This window comes from Flavobacterium branchiophilum FL-15, from assembly GCF_000253275.1.
In the GTDB taxonomy this organism is placed as follows: domain Bacteria; phylum Bacteroidota; class Bacteroidia; order Flavobacteriales; family Flavobacteriaceae; genus Flavobacterium; species Flavobacterium branchiophilum.
The window spans coordinates 2,108,445-2,130,607 of the sequence record NC_016001.1; the positions used below are offsets into that span (position 1 = coordinate 2,108,445).

Consider the following 22,163-nt stretch of genomic DNA (forward strand, 5'->3'; position numbering starts at 1 on the left):
GCAATGTAGGGATTGTTTTATTTAATATAAATGAAAAAAAGACACCAACAAAAGCTCATTATTTTATCAGTGCTCGTTATTTTAGCATTGAATATGCCTCTTGTACTGTTATTTGACAGTTCAAAACCTTTTTTAGGTTTTCCTGTTGTCATCATTTATATTTTTTCGGCTTGGCTCTTTTCTATTGGTTTTACTTTTTTAATTATCAAAAAATACAATGAGTAGCCTTGGCCTTTTAATTATTTTGGCTTTATACCTGTCTATTCTATTTTATATAGCTTATTGGGCAGAAAAAAGAAGTCAAACCAAATGGACTAACAATCCATATATCTATTCTTTTTCGCTTGCCGTATATTGTACTGCTTGGACATATTATGGAAGCATTGGAGTAGCTGCCAATTCGGGTTTAAATTATTTACCCATTTATTTGGGTCCCATAATGATTGTTCCTGTTTGGTTGATTATATTAAAAAAAATTATCCGAATTTCGAGAGTAAATAAAATATCTAGTGTTGCCGATTTTATTTCGTTACGATATGGAAATAGCAGATTTCTTGGCGCTTTAGTTACCATGATATGTATCGTTGGAATCCTTCCATACATATCATTGCAACTCAAGTCTATATCTGAAACATTTCATATAGTTACCAAAACACAGTCTAATTCATTGATATTTAGTGATACCACCACTTATGTTTGTCTAACCTTGGCACTTTTTGCTTCGTATTATGGCACTCGATATGTGGATGCTTCCGAAAAACGTCGTGGTATTGTAACGGCCGTGGCCATGGAATCTATTTTGAAATTGGTCTTTTTTTTAATCATAGGTATTTATGTAACCTATTTTGTATATGATGGCTTTGAAGACATTTACATCAAAGCTTCCGTTCTTAAAAATTTTGATAAAAAAAATACAATTGGAGGACTATCCAACGCAATCAATTGGTTTTTCTTGTGTGTTCTTTCTATGTTTGCCATTTTTTTGTTGCCCAGACAATTCCAAACTACAATTGTCGAAAACAATAAAGAATCTCACATCAAAACCGCCATTTGGTTGTTTCCGCTTTACTTGCTTTTGTTTAATATTTTTGTTTTTCCAATAGCTTGGGGAGGCAACATTTTATTTGAAGGTAAAGGGTTCAACTCTGATACTTTTTCGTTGCTTATCCCACAACATTTTAACAACAATATTTTAACTGTATTGGTTTTTTTGGGTGGTTTTTCTGCGGCTATTTCAATGATTATTGTCTCGTCAATTGCACTTTCAACTATGCTTACAAACAATCTTTTAATTCCTTATGGTTTTATAGGATCGCTAGAAAATGTATCGCAAGACAAAAACAATCAACGAATTATCATCAGTAGAAAAGTAGGTATTTTTTCGTTAATAATATTAGCCTATATCATTTATAGGTTTTATATTGTTGATTATTCGTTGGTATCAATCGGATTGGTATCGTTTGTAATTATTGCACAACTAGCTCCTTCTTTTTTTGGAGCTTTGTTTTGGCGAAGAGGTTCTCAAAAAGGTGCCATAATAGGTATTCTTTTAGGTTTTTTAATTTGTGTTTATACCTTAATTGTACCATACACCATTGGCATTTCAAAATCAACGAGTCACTTTATTCAGGATGGGCCTTGGAGTATTGCTTTGTTAAAACCATTTCAATTGTTTGGGTTAAATTATTTAGATCCTATCCCACATGCAGTATTTTGGAGTTTTTTCTTTAATATATTGAGCTATTTAGCCATTTCTGTAAGTTTTAAAGGCAATTATAGAGAACGAAATTATGCCGAAATGTTTGTAGATATCAACCGTTATATATCAAACCACGAAGATGCATTTATTTGGAAAGGAACCGCTTATATATCTGATATTCAGAAAGTATTAGAACGTTTTTTGGGTGTAGAAAGAACCAAAAGGGCATTAAGCATTTTTAATGTAAAGTACAACATCAATAAAGGCGAAACTATGGCCGATGCTCGTTTTATTAAATTTGCCGAAAATTTACTAACAGGACACATTGGAACTGCCTCGGCCAGAATATTGATATCAAGCGTTGTTAAAGAAGATAAAATTTCCTTTACAGAGGTTTTGAATATATTGGAAGAGTCCAAGGAAAATATTATAGTAAACAAAAAATTGATTGAAGCTTCAAATGAATTGACTAAAATTTCCAATCAGTTGAAAATTGCCAATCAAGAATTGATTAACAAAGACATTCAAAAAGACGAATTTTTAGATACTGTAACACACGAATTGCGAACCCCCATAACAGCCATAAGAGCAGCCAGCGAAATTTTGCATGACGATGATGATGTACCAGAGGAAATAAGAAAACAATTTTTGCAAAACATCATTTCAGAATCTGATCGTTTGAATAGATTGATTGATAAAATATTGGATTTGGAAAAATTTGAAACGGGTAAACAAAAAATATATTTATCCAAAAATAATATTGTCAAAACCATTAAAAAAACATTGGCATCTGTCAATCAATTGATTATAAATAAAAATATAAGTGTTCATTTTAATGATGAAAACCACGAAATAAAAGCTTTTTATGATGAAGAACGCATAATACAAGTGGTCAACAATTTATTATCTAATGCAATTAAATTTTGTTCGCCCACATTTGGAATGATTATCATCAGCATCAAAGAAAAAAAAGATCATATAGAAATACAAATATATAACAATGGAAAACCAATTAATCCAGAAGATTTTGAAGCCATTTTTGATAAATTTTATCAGGCTCGAAATCAAAATGTCAAAAAACCGATTGGAAGTGGGTTGGGTTTAGCCATTTGTAAACAAATTATTGAACATCATAAAGGAAAAATTTGGGCCGAAAACAATGAAACTGGAGGTGTTACTTTTTCATTTACATTGCCCAATTATATCACTTTAGAAAAAAATAAAACATGAAAAAAATATTAATCGTTGATGACGAACCCAACATCATCATGTCGCTTGAATATACTTTCAAAAAAAATAATTTTGAAGTATTCATTGCCAGAGATGGACAGGAAGCCTTAGATTTATTAGAAAATCAGCTTCCAGACCTCATCATTCTCGACATCATGATGCCTATGGTTGATGGATATGCAACATTGGAACAAATTAAAAAAAATAAAAGTTTAGAAAATTGCAAAGTCATATTTCTAACTGCAAAAAATAAAGAAAAAGATATTGAAAAAGGGCTATCATTAGGTGCTAATTTATATATGCTTAAACCTTTTTCTATAAAAAAGTTAGTAGAACAAGTACAATTTCTATTAAATTAATAAACAAACAACAAAAATTAAAACAAAAAAATGAATTACAAAAATTTCTATTCTGAAAGTGTTGACAATCCAGAAATTTTTTGGAAAGAGCAATCGGACAATATTGAATGGTTTAACAAACCAAGCACTATTTTATCTAAAGACGACAATGGGTACCCCCTTTGGTTTGAAGATGGTGAACTGAATGTTTGTTATTTGGCCATCGACAAGCATATTCAAGACGGATATGGAGATCAAACTGCCATTATTTATGATTCACCCGTTACGCAAACCATCAAAAAATATACTTTTTCCGAAGTAAAATCTGAAGTTGCCAAACTTGCTGGCGGTTTACTTTCTTTAGGATTTAAAAAAGGAGATACTGCTGTTATATATATGCCAATGATTCCTCAAGCTGCTTTTGCAATGCTGGCTTGTGCAAGAATTGGGGTTACGCACTCTGTAGTTTTTGGAGGTTTTGCGCCACATGAATTGGCTGTTAGAATAGACGATTGCAAGCCTCGAGGCATCATTACTGCATCGTCTGGAATTGAAATCGAAAGATTAATTGCCTACAAACCTTTGGTGGACGAAGCAATAGAATTGGCATCTCACAAACCTAAAAAAGTGGTAATATTGAATAGAAAATTAGGAGCCAAAATTCCTTTCAAAAAATATGATGTTGATTATGATGCCTTGGTTTATGGCTCAGAAGAAACCCCTTGTGTACCCGTAGCGGCAAGCCATCCATTGTATGTTTTATACACCTCTGGAACTACAGGAAAACCAAAAGGAATTGTAAGAGATACTGGTGGATATGCCACAGCTCTTAAATTTTCGATGGAAAAAATTTATAACTCAAAACCCGATGAAGTATTTTGGGCGGCCTCGGATGTAGGCTGGGTTGTGGGGCATAGCTATATTGTATATGGGCCATTAATTAATAGAAATACTACCATTATTTTTGAAGGAAAACCCATCAAAACTCCAGATGCTTCAACTTTTTGGAGAATCATTGAAGAGCATCAAGTAAGCACCATGTTTACGGCACCAACTGCTATTCGTGCCATCAAAAAAGAAGATCCTAATGGCGAGTTTATCAAAAAATTTGATTTAAGTTCATTGAGAACCCAGTTTTTAGCTGGCGAACGATGTGATGTAGCTACTTTAGAATGGTACCAACAACACATTCCGGTTCCTGCTATTGACCATTGGTGGCAAACAGAATCTGGATGGCCCATGATTGCAAATTTAATGGGGGTTGAATATTTACCTATAAAACCAGGCTCTGTTGGAAAAGCTGTTCCTGGATATGACATTAGAATTTTTAGCGAAAGTGGCGACGAATTAGGTCCAAATCAAGAAGGATTTGTGGTCCTAAAACTGCCTTTGCCTCCTGGAGCATTATTGGATTTATGGAAAGATAATGGCCGTTTTGTAGATGGTTATTTAAGTATTTTCCCAGGCTATTACTTCTCTGGCGATGGTGGATTTAAAGACGAAGAGGGGTATATTTATATTACAGGTCGTGTAGATGACGTGATAAATGTAGCGGGACACCGCCTTTCTACTGCCGATATGGAAGAGGCTGTGGCTGCTCATCCATCGGTTGCAGAGTGTGCTGTGATTGGTATAAACGACGAATTAAAAGGACAAAATCCGCTGGCTCTTGTAGTAACCAAACATGGCGAAGTTATCGAACATTTTCAATTAGAACAAGAGGTAGTAAAATTGGTACGAAACCAAATTGGGGCAGTTGCTTCGCTTCGCAATGTTGTAATTGTGGACAGATTGCCTAAAACACGATCTGGAAAAATATTGAGAAAACTCATGAGAGGCATTGCCGATGGCGAAAATGTTCAGGTACCTTCTACAATAGACGATCCTGCTATTATTGATGAAATAAAAGCAGTTTTACAAAAAAATAAAATTGGATTTTTCAAATAATACATTAATTTTACACATCAAATAAATATTTTAAAAATGAGTTACTATACAATTGATAATTTAGAACAATATTTCAAGCATTATAACAAATCTATTAGAGAACCAAGAAAATTTTGGGGCAAAATAGCCGAAGAAAACTTTACTTGGTACCAACAATGCGACAAAGTAATGGAATTTGATATGGCCGAAGCCAAAATCGAATGGTTTAAAGGGGCTAAAGTAAACATCGTAAAAAACTGTATTGACAGACATTTAGCCAAAAGAGGCGATAAAACTGCCATTATATTTGAACCAAACAATCCAGACGAAGCCGCTCAACACATTTCATACAACGAATTGTATGTAAAAGTATCTAAAATGGCCAATGTATTGCGTGAACAAGGCATCAAAAAAGGCGATAGAGTTTGTATTTATTTGCCAATGATTCCTGAATTAGCCGTATCTGTATTGGCTTGTGCCAGAATTGGAGCTATTCATTCTGTGGTATTTGCTGGATTTTCTTCTTCGGCAGTAGCATCAAGAATTATGGACAGCGAATGTAAAATGGTCATTACATCAGATGGTGGATACAGAGGCAACAAATCTATTGATTTGAAAGGTATTGTAGATGAAGCCCTAAACAGTTGTCCAAGTGTTGAAAAAGTATTGGTTTGCAAAAGAACCCATACCGCTGTAAACATGAAAGAAGGCAGAGACCAATGGGTAGAGCCACTTTTGGAAGCTGCAATGGACAATAACGTGGCCGAAATTATGGACGCAGAAGACCCATTGTTTATCCTTTATACCTCTGGTTCTACAGGAAAACCAAAAGGAATGGTACACACAACTGCTGGCTATATGGTTTATTCAGCATATACATTTAAAAATGTTTTCAAATACGAAGACGATGATATTTTTTGGTGTACTGCCGATATTGGATGGATTACAGGACACTCTTACATCCTTTACGGGCCATTGTTAAACGGAGCTACCACGGTAATTTTTGAAGGAGTACCTTCTTACCCTGATTTCAGCCGTTTTTGGGAAGTAATTGAAAAACACAAAGTTACACAATTTTATACTGCTCCAACTGCCATTCGTGCTTTAGCCAAAGAAAGTTTGGATTATGTACAAAAATTCCCTCTAGCATCCTTAAAAGTAATTGGATCTGTGGGCGAACCAATTAATGAAGAAGCTTGGCACTGGTACAACGACCATGTGGGTGGCAAAAAATGCCCTGTAGTGGACACTTGGTGGCAAACCGAAACGGGAGGTATTATGATTGCACCTTTGGCTTTTGTTACACCTACAAAACCTACTTATGCCTCGTTGCCGTTACCTGGAATTCAACCCGTATTGATGGACGAAAAACGTAATGAAATAGAAGGCAACCAAGTAACGGGTAGCTTGTGTATTAAGTTCCCTTGGCCTGGAATTGCCCGTACTATTTGGGGCGACCACCAACGATATAAAGAAACCTATTTTAGTGCTTTCCCAGGCAAATATTTTACAGGTGATGGAGCTTTAAGAGATGAAGTGGGCTATTATAGAATCACTGGTCGTGTGGACGATGTCGTTATAGTATCTGGACACAACTTGGGTACTGCTCCTATCGAAGATGCCATCAACGAACATCCTGCAGTGGCCGAGTCTGCCATTGTTGGTTTCCCTCACGACATCAAAGGAAACGCCCTTTATGGTTATGTAATACTTAAAGAATCTGGCGAAAATAGAGACCGAGATAATTTGGCCAAAGAAATCAACCAACACGTGTCAGACCACATTGGTCCTATTGCCAAATTGGATAAAATTCAATTCGTTTCTGGATTACCAAAAACACGTTCTGGTAAAATCATGCGTAGAATATTGAGAAAAATTGCCGAAGGCGACTTCTCTAATTTTGGTGATATTACCACATTATTAAATCCTGAAATTGTAGATGAAATTAAAGACGGCAAACTTTAATCTTTTTTAAATCTTATTTTATGTTTTATTAAAAACCGATTTGTAATTAGCAAATCGGTTTTTTTTCATATTTACATGTGAAATCTCATAACTTTTATAACAAACACAAGACTTACATATCATTTTTCAATACTGAACTAAGCACTCAAAATCCTTTTCAAAGTATCTTGCATCGCAATTCTAAAAGAATCGTCTTGGGTTACTTTTTTGTATAAATCGAGTTCTATTTTTCGTTGTTGTGCCATAACCTCATCGAATATTTTTCTAAATGCAATTTCTCTGTTTTGAACATCAGTATTTTCAGAATATTTTTCTAAATAATCGGGATGAGCTTTTATGCTTTTGGCTAATGTAACAAATTTTACTCTTTGTTCTTCTGGCGTTGCTTCCCAACCTTGAAACCATCGTTCATTAAAACTATTGATAATTAAATCCAAAGGATCTTCTTCTTTGTCAGTACCGTGTGCTCCTCTTGGATTTGGATTTTGTGGATCCAATTCTGTTTCGGAATCATCTAAACCAATGCTGGAATTTAGTTTTACTCTTTCTAAACCATACGTTGACAAATCTACTGAATTTAATAGTTCATCTAAAGCATCAATATTACCATCAACTATAATCAATTTTGGAATTAAAAATTTTAAAAACCAAAATAGCTTTTCCCAATTTACTATTTCATAAGGCAATATCGAAGCCATTTGACCATAAATCTTAACAAATTGTTTGGCTTTGATTTTGAAATCGGCTTTTTCGCTGTCTTCTAATTCTAATTGAAAATTGAATCGATCAGCGGCTATATCAATGATTGGACTTAGGAGTTGTGCATCTACTTTTTTGAAATATTTATCTACAAAATCTTCTACTTCCGACCATTCGTAAACACCAACATCGTCTAAAATGGCTTTTATTTCGTGTAAAACATTTACATCTGTAGCTTTGTTTAGTGAAGTGGCAGTATAAAATGGGTCAAATGCATCTTTCATATCTTCCGTAGAATTAAAGAAGTCCAATACAAATAAATCTTCTGTTTTCTTCCCTAATTTATTGGCTGCACGGTTTAGTCTGGATAAGGCTTGCACGGCTAAAACACCTTGCAACTTTTTATCCACATACATGGCTGTTAATTTGGGTTGGTCAAAACCAGTGAGATATTTGTTAGCCACAACTAATATTTTATAATCGTCGCTATCAAACTTATCTCTGGTGTCTTTTTCTGCAAAACCATTGATACTGTCTTCCGTATATTCGATACCATCTATTTTTTTCTTTCCAGAAAAAGCAATTACTGCTTTGAAAGGTGTTCCTTTTTCTTGGAGTATTTTTTGTATAGCAAAGAAATACTTTATAGCCGATTCAATACTTTGTGTAACCATCATGGCTTTTGCCTTGCCTTTTAACTTTTTAGTATTGACAATCTTAGTAATAAAATGATCGACCACTATATCTGCTTTAATGGCAATAGTTTGTTTATGTTGTTCCACAAAAGCACGAAGCTTTTTTTGGGCTTTATTCGTGTCAAACAAAGGATTTTCTTCTATTGATTTTTCAATTTCATAATAACTTTTGTAGGTAGTATAGTTTGCCAAAACATCAAGAATAAAACCTTCCTCAATGGCTTGTTTCATGGAATACAAATGGAACGGTTTGAATTTTCCATCTTCTTGTAACTCCCCAAATTTCTCTAATGTATTTGATTTTGGTGTTGCTGTAAATGCTAAATAAGAGGCATTCTTACTCATTTTGCGTGAACGCATAATTTCCAAAATCTTATCTTGTGGGTCTTCTTCGTCTTCTTCTGAACTATTACTCCCCATAGCACGGTTCATATTATCGGCAGCAGAACCACTTTGACTGCTGTGTGCTTCGTCTATGATTACTGCAAAACGTTTGTCGCTTAAATCGGCAATTCCATCTACAATAAATGGGAATTTTTGAATGGTGGTGATAATAATACGTTTCCCGCTTTCTAAATTTTCTTTGAGTTCTTTGGAAGAATAAGCTGGAGCGACTATGTTTTTTACTTCAGAAAATTCTTTGATATTTTCTCTAAGTTGCTTGTCTAAAAGTCGTCTATCAGTAACCACAATAACAGAATCAAATAGCGGATTATTTACACCTCTGCTTCCTGGTGTGGTTTCACTTTCTGGATAGGTTTCTATCAATTGGTAGGCTGCCCAAGTAATGGAATTTGATTTACCAGAACCCGCAGAATGTTGAATTAAATAGGTTTGTCCAACGCCATTTTTGCTGGCATGGGCAATTAGTTTTCGCACGACATTCATTTGATGGTAACGTGGAAAAAACAAATTCTTTTTGCTCAAAACATCGGTTTCTTTACCGTCAAAACGAACAAAATGCTGAATGATATTTGCCAAACTTTCACGTGTTAAAACCTCATCCCATAAGTAAGCCGTTTTGTGACCAAATGGATTGGGCGGATTGCCTTTACCATAATTGTGTCCTAAATTGAATGGCAAGAAAAAAGTATTTGCACCGTCTAGCTTGGTTGTCATGTAAACTTCGTCAGTATCTACTGCAAAATGCACTATACAACGCCCAAAGTTTAATAAGGGTTGGGTAATATCTCTTTTGGTTTTGTATTGATTTTGACCATGCAATTTGGCATTTTGCCCAGTCCAATGGTTTTTGAGTTCCATAGTTGCAATAGGCAAACCATTTACAAAAACAACCATATCTATTTCTTCACGAGGATTTAGCAATGAATACCTAATTTGTCTGGATACGCTGAACTCATTATTTTCAAAATTTGTTTTTGCTGCTGCACTGCTACTTGCTAATGGCAAAACATACATCAATGTAAAATGAGCATCATCAACCTCCAAACCTTTACGTAGTAAACGCAAAATACCATACTTTTTGATCATTCTATCCAAACGGTCTAGAATTTTGAGTTTCCAGTCGTTTTGTTTTTGGATTTTAGCCAGTTCTTCTTTTTGAGTGGTTTCTAAAAAATGCCAAAAACGCACTTCATCAATGGCATATTTTGCATTGAAATCATTGGCAAACCCTATGTAATAGCCTTTGCCAGAGCGGTATAGTTCTACTCGCTCATTAACGGTATTTGAACTATCGCTTTTTAATTCTTCAAGACAAGTACCTGTGAGTTTTTTTTGTATGGTGGCTTCTAGAGCGGCTTCGTTGGTTTGGGTAGGCATGTTATTTTAGCTTTTATTGGTTATAAAATTATTTAACTGTTTCTTAATATCTATATAATTATCAGAGAAAGAATTTATTAGAATAGATACCATTACATCGTTATGATTATTCAAATTTTCATCGTTCCATGTATCATAATTATAAATATGTAACATTTTCAAACTTTCAATTGTTCCATTCCTTCCAGTGATAAATTCTTTAATATGTGCTTTTTTCACTTCAAATGATTCATTTTGAAGTGATGAATTTTGTCCGGATGAAATCATAACTAGGTTACCAAAAGTATCTAATTTTTCATCACTAATTCTTCGAGTATCACCTTCCATTATAGTTTGAGGTGAAATATGTTCGATAGACCTATTCGCCTTAAATAAATATTTATCCGCAATATCTAATAAGGGTTTATTATCTTTAAACCAATTTTTTCGATTTTCCCAAAAATAATAATCTAGACGCCAAAACCAATAACGATCTATTAATCTATAGTTTAGTGAAATAGATTTGTTTTTGAGTCGTTCATTATCCCAATTTTTCAAGAATTCAAGTAAGCTGAAATCTTTAGAATTGTTGCAATTTTCTTTAATCTCATTCAGTAAAGGTGTAAGCCATAAATAGTAAGAAATGCTAACATACAACATAGATTGAAATTGAATCAACTTTTTGTTTTCTTCCGTTTCATCCTCAGTATAGTTTATGAAATAATTTGTAATACTTTGTTCATCGTGAGATATTCTTAGAATATAATGATCAAATATTACTCTATACCTCAATAAATTATCAATAAATGTCGATGCTTTATTCTCATTTAAATATAATTTAAATGTTTGCAACAATTTATTTGTGTTAAAGAAGTCAATAGAATTTGATTTTTCTTCTTGAGTGATTTGTAACCATAAAACTTGTAATAAAAACTCAGTAAAACTTAATATTGCTCTTTCATTTCTAGTTGCCAGTTTTTTATCAGGTCGTTTATTACTTGGAGCAATATTTTTAATACTATCTATGTTGTCATTGATTTCAAATGATACTAAATCGTTACATTTTTTACATAAATCATCAATTGAATTTATAAAAAGGGCTTCTTTTCTTCTTTGGTTAAACACATCCATGCCTTCATTACTCCAAGTTTTTTGGCGAATGAGACATTTGTCCATTTCACTGATGGCATTCCATATTTTTGTATAAAATACTTTTTTGTCGTTTGGTACTTTTTTTAAAATTTCTACTTTTAAAATTTCATGGTTTTCAAGTCCTCTTCCAGTTGCATTCATTGCTTCAAAATACCGATTCAAATCTTGCATTTGATAATTTTTGGGCAATTCTGAAATGAAGAAAGTTGCTTTATTATAGATGTAATTAATAAATTCTTTTTTTCTTTCGACTCTTTCTGAATTTTCAATAAAATCTGTAATGGTTTTAATGCCATTAGCCATTTTAACATTTTCATACAAAGGATCAGATAAACCATCAATTTTATATTTCAAATAATCAGTATCTTTTTTTCGTGCAAAAAAGCTTAATCGAGGATTATCGTTAATTTTTAAAAAATGAAGCCATTCTTCTGTTTTAAATGCAATAGCCATTAAGGTTAATACAGTAAATCGTTGTTGCCCATCAACAAGACTGTATTGGTTGTTATTTTTTTCGTTATAAACGGTAAACATTCCGATATAGTATGGCTTATTTTCAGGTTCATTTTGCTCGAAATTTTCATATAAATCATTCAAAAGTTGATTGATTTGAGATGTTTCCCATTCAAATAATCTCTGATACAACGGTATTGAAAATTCTAAATTTCCTACTGTAGATGGCGTAAATTTATTTGTATTCTGTTCCATTTTGATTTTTGATTATTTATTAAGAATGAGAATTCTGATCTATTTCTTTTTCTATTTTTTTGATGGCATCATTGTACCTAAATCTTGTACCGTTAAGATCTTTTGGAATTGAAAGTGTTTTTGCTGTATTTTTTAGTTCTGCCAATATAAAAGTTGGAGATGTAGCCTGATCAATCATCATAGCTATTTCGATTTCTCCAGCATATTTTAATAATGTTTTTAAATATGCTCTGCTGTTATTGTATCTATGATCAGAAACGATAATAGCTATACACTTTAAGGCTTCACCCAGATATATCGTTCCAAATTTTAAATAATAAGCAAATAAAAATGCTTCTATTACATCTCTATACCACCAATGATTTTCATTTGATAAATGCTTTTTTAATAAATTATATTCACTTGTTTGAGAGAATGTTTTGAATTTGTAAATAAACGAATCTGTGTAAGCAAAAAAATGAGAACCTCCTTGAATTGACTCATAATAATTAAATTGCTCTCCAAAAGCTGGAATCTCTTTGATTACGGATGCAGCTTCAAATTCTGCTTTTACTTTGTATTTCTCGTCATTACTCCACTCTCGTTTTCGCATCCATTTCCGCAATCTAAACAAGTAAATACCTAAAGTTCTAGCCAAATCTTTGGTGCTGTCATCGTTGTCAGAATTTATTATGATAGAATCCCAACGAGTAGCTAAATGTTCGGCTTGTTCCTGAATATGAACAAATCGTAAATGATGTGCTTTCAAGAGGTCATAATCTGTAAGTGCTTTTCCTCTTGAGTTTTGATTTGAAAAAAAAGTATATGCTAAATCCAATGAACCTTCTTCAATGATTAACACACTAAATTGAATATTCGTAATTAATTTAGAAGTAAGCTCTTTGATACGTAAATTATTCTCGATATAGTTTCTAATCAAAAATTTATTGTAAGCGATATAATCTCTTGCTTCTTCAGATTGAAAACATTCATCTAAAAGCGATGTTTTAATATCTGGCTGTAAAATAGATAGTAATAAGGTTAAAGTAACTAAACGTTGTTGTCCATCAACAATATTGTATTTAATATCGTTTTCAAAACCTGTTTTGTGTAAGATAATATTTCCTAAATGATAGTTAGAATCTGTAAAATCAGAAATATCATCTAACAACTTTAAAACATTTTTTTCTTCCCAGCAATAAATTCGTTGATAGTCTGGTATACTTAATAAATAAGTTGATTGTTGGGTTGCTAAACTTTCATTTTCGAATTTTAACCCTAATAAATCACTAAGGTTTTCGGTTTTTAATAATACTTCTTCCATACTAACAAACCTTTACCTTCCCACTCACAACCCCATCTATCAAACTCATTTTATACTCCTTCAACTTTTCTATCTCTTGCTCTTTTAATGAAATAGCGGTGGCGATTTTGGTAGTGGCGGTTTCTATGTATTCTACAATTTCTTTTTGTTCTTCAATTTTTGGTTTTATCAATCGAAACGATTTGAAGAATTCATTATTTAATATTGGTAAAGTAGTATAACTAGCTGTGTTCAACATCACTTTTGATAAGCTATGAAATAAATAGAAGTAATATTTATTATACTGCTTATGGCTATGAAATCCTGTTATTTGTTGATTAAAAGTGCCCGTATTAATAAGATAAGATGTTTTTCCAGTGGTACCACCGATACCAACAATCAAAATTGAATCAGATGGGAATAAACTAATTTCTTTTCGATTAATTGCAAGTTTACTTATTTTTTTTTCTGAGTAATTCAAACTTTCATTGTTTAAATCTTTGGGATTGTACCAATCTATTTCTCCATCATAAAATTTGGGATTACTTGTGCTTGGTGTAGTTCCAGTTTTAATTTGTTCAAATATGTGCTTTATTTTCTTCACCTCCCAACCCTCCGGAATCTCCCCAATCCATTCCACACCGCTGTCTTTAAACTTTACAGTATCATTTAAACCTCTGGTAACGGCTTTGTGAATGAGTATTTGTCGGCGTTCTTTGAGCAGTTCTATTTGTTGTTGCTTGATGGCAATGGCTTGGTCTATTTTGGTGGTTTTGTCGTCAAGGAAATGGGCAATGGCGGTTTGTTCTTCGAGTGGGGGAAATGGAAAAGAAAACCTTCTAAAATCAAGATAGCTAATATTTTGGCGAAGACCAGAACCCAAGCCATAAATGATTTTATTATTATCTATTGAACGAAAAAAGTAATGATAAAATTTTGAATCCGCTTTTGATTTAAAACGTAAATTTAAATAAGCATTGGTTATAATTCCATCATATTCAGAAATTGAACTTCTTAAGCTTACTGTGTCATTTTGTAAATCAGTAGGTCTAAATATTAAATCGCCTTTGTTTACAAATTGATAAGTTTCAAATGATTCAGGAACAAGTCCAGTTAATTCATTTTCTCCTTTAACTCGAATGTTTCCATAACTTAATGAAAGAACAGTATTTCTAACCATTCCTTTATTTCTGTCTTTATTCTCGTAAATAAAACTTAATCCAGGTAGAATTTCCCAATGCTCAGGAATTTCTCCTAACCATTCCACTCCGCTGTTTTTGTAGTTGTTGTATTTTTTCATTTTATTTTTTTAGTTGGTTGAGAATAGTTTCTGTCAAATGATCCATTTTAGAAAAAGCAAACCATTTCTTTCCCAAATCTTTTAATGAAGCTCCCAAATGATAGAGTTCTTGGCGATCGATGATTAAAAAACGATCGTGGCTTGATTTAAGCTCAAAGCCTTCAAAGCTATTGCCATATTGCTCGTTGGCTTTTTGGAGGTCAAGCTCCAATTGTTTACTAATTGTTTTGGTGTATAAAACCACATTTACATACTTGGTTTTTTTTGCCAAATGGGTAATTGTGCTTTCATCTATGTAATTGTCTATCAAAATGATTTCTTTTTTGGCTTTCTTAATCAAGTCAGATGCAAACACATAAGCGTCAAAAATTTGACCATCAAAGAAAATGCCTTGTTTGGTTTGGGCTTGTCCTGTTTCTAGAGCCTGAAAAATCTGTTCCATTTTTTCATCTGTTTTGAGTAGCTTCAATTCCACTTGGTCTAATCGCTGAAATAAAGAGGCATTGCTCATCAGAAATTTGCGCATACCTACAAATGCACGAGCTATCGCCACACTAACTTCATCTGCCTTTTCGCTTTTTAAAACACCTGAAACCGCTGCTACCCCTTGCTCGGTAAAAACCAAAGGCATAGCACCTCCGAGACTTTGCTTAGAAGGTATCGCATTTTGCGATACCATGTAATCAACCTCTTTTTCCTCCAAAAAAAATACAAAATCTTCAGGAAAACGACCTGGGTTTCTTTTCACTTGCTCACGAAGTCGTATGGGTTTAACACCAAAAAATGATGCCAAGTCTTTGTCTAATAGTACCTGAACACCTCTAATCGTAAAGATTCTATTTTGTATTTTTTCTAATGATATTAATTCCATAAGTACTTTGTTTTAAAACTAAAGTTAATACAAATAGATAGTTCCTGTGATATTTCTTTGAATAAATGCCTTATCTTTTTCTTTAAATTAGATCCTGAAAAACCTCTTAAACCAGGCAATTCTTGTTGTAATTTTTGAGAAATCGTTTCTAATACTTTTGAACCCCAATCTTCATTTTTAGCTTGAATCTCTAGCTGTTTTCCAATAGTGTAATATAATTTCAAAGATTCTGCATTTGCAATTTTAGCAACAATAAATCTGATTTTTAAAATTTGTTGTTTAAGTTGTAAAATAAAATCAATAGATATGTTTGTTGCAGCTTCCATATTCATTACAATTATAAGGCTAAAATTTCAGCAATTAACCCATCGCTTTCTTTTTCCAATGCTAATATATCAGCTGTTACTTCTTCAATGCTTCGCAAGGGTTTGTGTTGGTAAAAATATTTATTAAAACTAATTTCATAACCAATTTTTGTAGCATCAAGGTTAATCCAAGCTTCTGCTACATGCGGTTTTACTTCCCGTAAAAAGTAAATATAAATGTCTTCTTTTAAAGGGATGTTTTCGGTGTCACGTAAATCACTTTCGGTTTCGTAGGTGATGTATTCGCCTTTTTTATCCGTTGGAAAATAGCCGTAATCTGCTAATTCATTTTCGGTACAACCCAAATGAATTAAAAGTTTTTCTAGTTTGTCGCCAGTTAGTTTTACGGTGCTTTTAACTACTTTTTCGGCATCGGCATCGTACCAACTTATTGCATTGAGGATTGCATTTTTTTCAGAAGCTGAAAGTTTTAGTTTTTTTGCTTTTACAACTTCATCAACCTTGTCTTTGAAGGTATTAAAATCAGTAGATAAATCGGTTCCAATCTCTTTTAGCAGTACTTGTGCATTTTCTAACAAAAACAATTGTTTGTTCCAAAGTGTTTCACTACACAAAGCTTTTAACTGTTTGGTATTGAGGTTTAATTCTTGTTTTTCAGCCCAATCAGTCAGTTCTTTTTCGTGTTTTGCAATTTCGGTATATACTTTTTCGCCATACATTTTATAAGCATACACCATGGCTTCTTTCAAGGTTTTGTCAAAACGCAATTCAGCTATTCGTTCTTCAGTAAATTGGGCATTCAATCGTTTTGGTCGTTCAATAGTTACTTTATGATACCCAAAATCGCTATTGTCAAAAACTTTAGACGCTATACTATCATCGGTAGTACGTTCTATCGCTTTTAAATCGGTATAGGTTTTTACAATTTCGGTAATGTGTTCGGGAGCAAATTCACAGTTTTTATTCCCTAAATTTTTACGGAGTTTACGATACAATTGTCCTGCATCAATCAGTTGCACTTTTCCTTTTCGGTTAGCCGTTTTGTTGTTGCTTAAAATCCAAATGTAGGTGGTAATTCCAGTATTGTAAAACAAATTGTTGGGCATTTGCACAATGGCTTCCAACCAATCGTTTTCTATAATATAACGACGAATGTTGCTTTCGCCACCACCTGCATCGCCCGTAAATAAACTACTTCCGTTATGAACCGAAGCGATTCGGGTTCCTGTTGGACTTTGCGAAAGCGGTTTCATTTTGCTCACCATTTCCATCAAAAACAGCAATTGACCATCAGAAGAACGTGGAATTGCATCAGCATCATCGGCAACACCCCAATAATTTTTTAATTGAATTTGAAAGCGTGTGTCAATCACGTCTTTCCCATCTTTGATGTATTTTTGCTCACTCGCCCATGATTTTCCATAAGGCGGATTAGAAAGCATAAAGTCAAAAGTTGTACCCGCAAATTCATCAGTTGAAAGCGTAGAACCCACACGAATATTTTCAGGATTATTTCCTTTAATCATCATATCCGATTTGCAAATGGCATAAGTTTCGTCATTGATTTCCTTACCATACAAATACACGTCTGAATTAATAGCTCGTATTTCGCCTTCTTCATCTTTGATGAAATTTTGTGCTTCGGTCAACATACCGCCGCTACCACAAGCAGGATCATAAATCGTCATTACTGGAGGTAAATTGTTTTTGATTGGGTCAAAAATAATATGTGTCATCAAGTCGATTACTTCACGAGGCGTAAAGTGCTCTCCAGCTTCTTCATTATTATCTTCGTTAAATTTTCTGATTAATTCTTCAAAAACATAGCCCATTCCTAAATTAGAAAGTGCGTGTAATTTTCTGCCATTACTATCGTTTTTATCGAAAGGCGTTAGATTAATATCAGGCGAAGTAAATTTTTCTAAAACATCCAACAACACATCTTTAGCTGCCATGTGTTTGATTTGGCTTCTTAATTTGAATTTTTCTATGATTTCTTTTACGTTGGTACTAAAACCATTCAAATAATCTTCAAAATTAGCTTGTAGCAATTGTTGACTATTGGTTGCGGTGTCGTGTAAACGTTGTAAAGTCCATTCACTTGTATTATAGAACACATAACCTGAAGCAGCACACATTCCGTTTTCTTCCCATTCTGTTAATCCTGCTTCATCTCTTTGAAAAGCTAACTCTTCCATGACGGCATCTTTAGTAGGTTCTAGTAAGGCGTCTAATCTTCTTAATACTACCATTGGTAAAATTACATCACGGTATTTTCCACGAACGTAAACGTCTCGCAAACAGTCGTCCGCGATAGACCAAATAAAAGAAACTAATTTATTGTGTACGGATTGATTCATTTGTTTTTATTATGGATTCAAAAATGTAAAAATACAAAAAAAAAATAGCTTATAAAAACCTAATTATTTAAAAAAAACAATTTCTAATACTATTGTAGTACATATAATTCAAAAATAATTATTATTTATAAGGTTTTATTACACGCCATAATGAATTTTTTAAATTGACACCAAATGATACTAAATTGAACTTATCTTATAATAGTTTTCAGAGCAGCTTCTGATTTTAGGATTTCATTTCCGTAAAAATGAAAATTGTTTCGTAGTAGGTAAATATTTTTTTTATTCATTATTATAAATAAATTACTATAAATAAGTGTAATAAAATACAAGAACAATAAAATTACCTTAAATAAAAAAAGCAACTACCTAATAATAAGATAGTTGCTTTTAATTTGCGGAGAAAGAGGGATTCGAACCCCCGGACCTGTTACAGTCAACAGTTTTCAAGACTGCCGCAATCGACCACTCTGCCATTTCTCCAATATGATTCGCTTTACTTCCGTATTGCGAGTGCAAATATAAGACCTTTTTTTGATTTTCAAAAACTTTTTAGCAAAAAAATTATTTTTTTTTACAATTATTTTATAAGTTACTTTAAATGAAATTGTTATAAAAAAATATTTTTTTTAATACGAAATATATTCTGATATTTCTAATCCATATCCTATCATCCCTACTCGCTTGGTTTGTTCGGTATTGGTTATCAATCGAATGTTTGTAAGGTCTAAATCATGTAATATTTGAGCTCCAATGCCAAAATCTTTTTTATCCATCTTGAGTTGAGGTGCATGATATACCCCAGAGCCTTGCAAAACTTTAAGTTCTGTTAATCGATGCAATAAATCCGACGACTGAATTTCTTGGTTGATAAATAAAACAGCTCCTTTTCCTGTTTGATTAATTAATTGAAATACATGGTCTAATTTTTTATCGGCATCATTGGTCAAAGTACCTAATATGTCTGTGTTTACGGCAGTAGAATTAATTCTGGTCAAAATAGGGTCGCCTATATTCCATGTCCCTTTTGTCAAGGCCAAATGCACTTGTTGATTGGTGGTTTGTTTATAAGCTCTTAATCGGAAAACACCAAATTTTGTAGTTATTTCAAAATCTTCTTTTTTTACAATTAAGCTATCGTGCAACATTCGATAAGCCACCAAATCTTCGATAGATACCAATTTCAAATGAAATTTTTTGGCTACTTCTACCAATTGTGGTAGTCTTGCCATTGTACCGTCTTCGTTCATGATTTCTACAATTACACCCGCAGGTTTCAATCCTGCTAGTCTTGCAAAATCAATTGCAGCTTCGGTGTGTCCTGTTCGTCTTAAAACACCACCTTGTTTGGCAACTAATGGAAATATATGACCAGGTCTGGCCAAATCGGCAGGTTTTGTATTTGAATTAACCAAAGAGAGAATGGTTTTGGCTCTATCTGCAGCAGATATCCCTGTAGTTACTCCATGCCCTTTCAAATCTATCGAAACCGTAAAGGCAGTTTCCATGTGGTCGGTGTTGTGAGCTACCATGGGTTTTAAATCCAATTCTTTACACCTACTTTCAGTTAAGGGGGCACATATCAAACCTCGTCCGTGAGTAGCCATAAAATTAATCATTTCGGGCGTTACTTTTTCAGCGGCTGCCAAAAAATCGCCTTCGTTTTCTCGATCTTCATCGTCCACTACTATGATAATTTCTCCTTGTCTAATGGCCTCTATGGCCTCTTCGATGGTATTGAGTTGAATGTTTGATTCAGACATTTTTTTGTTTTTTTGATGGTATTATTTTTTTGAAAAAATTTGAAATAAAACTTAATTTATTAAAAATTTTGATTTCTCCCATATCATTCGTTGCCTTATAGGTCAGAAAAATAGCTAATGGCAATAGTACCATTGTGGACATCCAGGTGCCTAAAAATGGGGTCATGCCGTTTTCTTCGGCTACTTTTTTGCCAAAAGTATTTATAAAATGGAAAATGATAAATATTAAAACTGCAAATACTATTGGCAAACCTAATCCGCCTTTTCGGATAATTGCACCCAATGGAGCCCCAATAAAAAACATCAAAATACATGAAAACGAAATCACAAATTTGACGTATAATGAAATCAAATGGCTGTTAATATTGCGTTGTTTGTATTCTAAATCGTTTTTTGAACTATCAATAGAAAAATTGATGCTTGTCAGATTGTTTAAAGCTATTTTTACAATTTCTGCTTGTTCTGTTGGGCTAAAGTTATCTAAAATGGCTTTTTTTTCAGATGTTACCAAAGGATTTGTTTTAGACAAAAATACAATTCCTGTTCGTTGGTATATATTATCAGTAAATGAGATTACATCTTTTTTATAGTTTTGATTTAATGAATCAAGTGTGTACTTTAATTCGCTAACATTGAGCATGTTATCTGAATTTACCACACTTTCATCATTCAAATTCACATTATCAAGTTTGGTCAAATCAATGTTGATAACATCAGTTTTAAAACTGGCTTTTGCAAATGGAACTTTGTTTCGGTCTTCGTATTTAGTAGGAACAATGTCTTCATAATAATATCCATCATGTAATTCTAGTTTGAGCAAGTTAGATTTTTCATTGCTTACTAAAATGCCATCTTTTGCTTTAATTACCACTCGCAATCCTTCGCCATTGGCTGATTTTTGATGTATCGTTACCCCTTTTAAAATATTGCCATCTTTGCCTAATTTTTTTTCAACCTTAATGGTATAGAGCCCAATATTGCTAAATTGACCTTCGGCAATGGCCAAAGCTGGTTTTTTTTGAGCTATATTTTTCCTAAAATTCACAAATTTAAAATCTGCATAAGGTATGATATTATTGGCAAAAAAAAAGGTGGCAATTGTCAATAATAGTATAAAAACGGTACTGCTATATAAAGCTCTTTTCAAAGAAATACCAGAGGATTTCATGGCTGCTAGTTCATAATTTTCGGACAAATCTCCAAAAGTCATAATAGATGCCAACAAAACCGAAAGCGGCAAGGCTAAAGGCACAAGACTAGGCATTTTAAGAAGTAAAAACTTAATAATCAATCCCGTATCTAAATCTTTTCCAGCTAAATCAGCTATAAAAAGCCAAACGGTTTGGAGTATAAAAATTAAGATTAATATAGCAAATACTGTAAAAAAAGTAAATGCAAATGTTTTTAATATGTATTTATCTAATATTTTCACGCTTGTGTTTAGTCAATTTTGTTTATATAGTAATTTTTATATTTACTAGCCACAAAGGTAAATTGATTTTTTGATAATGGTTGATTTGTTTTGAAAGAATTAACAGTTAATGTGGTTTTGGTGCCATTTTTTCCAACTTCGATCAAATTATAGATGTTTTTAGTTTGGATGTCTATGCCCAATAATATTTCTTTTCTATGGTCTTTTGGATTGTTAGCGTTCAATTTAATATACTGTATTTTGCGTCCTTTTACATTTTGAACAATATCCCAAGTGTATCTGTAACCCGTATTAAAAAAAGTTAACATTTTTGAAGGAGTAATGGCATTATCTTCTTTTTCGTTTACTTTCGAAATTGTTACTTCTTCGTCTTCTGGATTGATGGTATAACTTTTTGATCCATCAAATATTTTGGTTACTCCCATAAGATTCAATACATATTGATTGCCTTGCATCATGACAGTGCCTTTGCTTTCTTGATTGATGTTTTCTTTTTGATTATTCAACACATATTTAAAATCAATAACAATATTTTTATACGTTTTGATTTTTGAAGTAACTTGGTCTAAAAGTTCTTTTGCTTTTTTGTCTTGAGCCTGAGCTGCAAAACTACATACTGTTAATAAAAAAACAGAAATGATTTTTTTCATTTTTAA

The 22,163-nt window shown here is 32.9% G+C and carries 15 protein-coding genes and 1 tRNA gene; 5 read left to right on the top strand and 11 right to left on the bottom strand.

Features of this window, described 5'->3' with window-relative positions; genetic code table 11:
- Positions 1-30: 30 nt before the first annotated feature.
- From FBFL15_RS09065 to acs, 5 genes are read left to right on the top strand one after another with little or no spacing between them, the layout of a single operon-like run.
- On the top strand, positions 31-225 hold the full coding sequence (locus tag FBFL15_RS09065) for a hypothetical protein (protein ID WP_014084311.1): 195 nt from the start codon (positions 31-33) through the stop codon (positions 223-225).
- Complete coding sequence (locus tag FBFL15_RS09070; protein WP_014084312.1) at positions 218-2,929, top strand: sensor histidine kinase; 2,712 nt, start codon at positions 218-220, stop codon at positions 2,927-2,929. Before FBFL15_RS09065 ends, FBFL15_RS09070 begins: the two co-directional genes overlap by 8 nt.
- On the top strand, positions 2,926-3,288 hold the full coding sequence (locus tag FBFL15_RS09075) for a response regulator transcription factor (RefSeq protein ID WP_014084313.1): 363 nt from the start codon (positions 2,926-2,928) through the stop codon (positions 3,286-3,288). Before FBFL15_RS09070 ends, FBFL15_RS09075 begins: the two co-directional genes overlap by 4 nt.
- Positions 3,289-3,318: 30 nt before the next feature.
- Positions 3,319-5,214 carry an acetate--CoA ligase gene (locus FBFL15_RS09080; RefSeq protein WP_014084314.1) on the top strand — a complete coding sequence of 632 codons (1,896 nt, stop codon included), beginning with the start codon at positions 3,319-3,321 and terminating at the stop codon, positions 5,212-5,214.
- Between the two features lie 36 nt (positions 5,215-5,250).
- Positions 5,251-7,158: an acetate--CoA ligase gene (gene acs, locus FBFL15_RS09085; RefSeq protein WP_014084315.1), complete on the top strand. Its 1,908-nt coding sequence runs from the start codon at positions 5,251-5,253 to the stop codon at positions 7,156-7,158.
- Between the two features lie 137 nt (positions 7,159-7,295).
- Here the strand turns inward: acs and FBFL15_RS09090 are convergent, their stop codons facing one another.
- From FBFL15_RS09090 to lolA1, 11 genes are all read right to left on the bottom strand, one after another.
- Complete coding sequence (locus FBFL15_RS09090) at positions 7,296-10,334, bottom strand: type I restriction endonuclease subunit R (RefSeq protein ID WP_014084316.1); 3,039 nt, start codon at positions 10,332-10,334, stop codon at positions 7,296-7,298.
- Between the two features lie 6 nt (positions 10,335-10,340).
- Positions 10,341-12,173, bottom strand: a complete 1,833-nt coding sequence (locus FBFL15_RS09095) for a DUF262 domain-containing protein (protein WP_014084317.1) — start codon at positions 12,171-12,173, stop codon at positions 10,341-10,343.
- Positions 12,174-12,192: 19 nt separating this feature from the next.
- Entirely contained in the window at positions 12,193-13,476 is a 1,284-nt protein-coding gene (locus FBFL15_RS09100; protein WP_014084318.1) for a DUF262 domain-containing protein, read from the bottom strand.
- Position 13,477: 1 nt separating this feature from the next.
- Positions 13,478-14,755: a restriction endonuclease subunit S gene (locus FBFL15_RS09105; RefSeq protein WP_014084319.1), complete on the bottom strand. Its 1,278-nt coding sequence runs from the start codon at positions 14,753-14,755 to the stop codon at positions 13,478-13,480.
- Between the two features lies 1 nt (position 14,756).
- Positions 14,757-15,626, bottom strand: a complete 870-nt coding sequence (locus FBFL15_RS09110) for an ORF6N domain-containing protein (protein ID WP_014084320.1) — start codon at positions 15,624-15,626, stop codon at positions 14,757-14,759.
- Positions 15,617-15,952 (bottom strand): DUF1016 N-terminal domain-containing protein, encoded by a 336-nt coding sequence (locus tag FBFL15_RS09115; protein WP_158309094.1) that lies wholly within the window; start codon positions 15,950-15,952, stop codon positions 15,617-15,619. The genes FBFL15_RS09110 and FBFL15_RS09115 overlap by 10 nt, the downstream gene beginning before the upstream one ends.
- Before the next feature lie 11 nt (positions 15,953-15,963).
- A complete protein-coding gene (locus FBFL15_RS09120; protein ID WP_014084322.1) occupies positions 15,964-18,312 on the bottom strand; it encodes a type I restriction-modification system subunit M in 2,349 nt (782 codons plus the stop codon).
- A gap of 398 nt (positions 18,313-18,710) precedes the next feature.
- Positions 18,711-18,795, bottom strand: a tRNA-Ser gene (locus tag FBFL15_RS09125).
- Positions 18,796-18,941: 146 nt separating this feature from the next.
- Positions 18,942-20,075, bottom strand: a complete 1,134-nt coding sequence (gene ribB / locus FBFL15_RS09130) for a 3,4-dihydroxy-2-butanone-4-phosphate synthase (RefSeq protein ID WP_014084323.1) — start codon at positions 20,073-20,075, stop codon at positions 18,942-18,944.
- A complete protein-coding gene (locus FBFL15_RS09135; RefSeq protein WP_014084324.1) occupies positions 20,068-21,507 on the bottom strand; it encodes an LptF/LptG family permease in 1,440 nt (479 codons plus the stop codon). Before FBFL15_RS09135 ends, ribB begins: the two co-directional genes overlap by 8 nt.
- A gap of 8 nt (positions 21,508-21,515) precedes the next feature.
- Positions 21,516-22,157: an outer membrane lipoprotein periplasmic chaperone LolA1 gene (gene lolA1, locus FBFL15_RS09140; protein WP_014084325.1), complete on the bottom strand. Its 642-nt coding sequence runs from the start codon at positions 22,155-22,157 to the stop codon at positions 21,516-21,518.
- Between the last annotated feature and the right edge of the window lie 6 nt (positions 22,158-22,163).